The sequence below is a fragment of the Paraburkholderia sp. SIMBA_054 genome (genome assembly GCF_046534875.1).
Taxonomy (GTDB): Bacteria; Pseudomonadota; Gammaproteobacteria; order Burkholderiales; family Burkholderiaceae; genus Paraburkholderia; species Paraburkholderia hospita.
Window position 1 is genome coordinate 1 of the sequence record NZ_JAWRXV010000308.1, and the last position, 391, is coordinate 391.

Here is a 391-nt window from a genome sequence, read left to right on the forward strand (position 1 = left end):
GCCATCAGCCCGGCGCCCGTCAGCGACATCATCCCGGCCGCGGTCAGCGCGCGCAGCACGTCGCGCCGCGACGCGCCTCTCGCTGTCAATTGCTCGAGCCCGTTGTCGAGGCCAGGAGCGCAGTGGGGTGAGTTTTCCTTATTCATCGAACTTCTCCGCGAGGTAAGGCAGTTGTGGGGGCTGCGTGGGTTTGTAGTTGTCGACTGCAACAGCGGGTGCAACAGCGGGGACTTCAACAGCGAGTGCAACAGCGGGACTTCAGTAGAAGATGTCCTTGATACGGTAGTACGTGCCGACCAGCGGCAAGAACCAGGGCTTGCCGGTGTGCCCAGGAATCGCGGCCCATTCGGACTCGTCCCACGGGTTGCGCTCCGCGCGGCCGTCCATCACA

Annotated in this window: 1 pseudogene; it reads right to left on the reverse strand. The window is 63.9% G+C overall.

The features are described 5' to 3' along the window. Positions 1-258: 258 nt before the first annotated feature. A pseudogene (locus SB822_RS55245) lies at positions 259-391 on the reverse strand (FAD-dependent oxidoreductase); the annotation flags it as partial.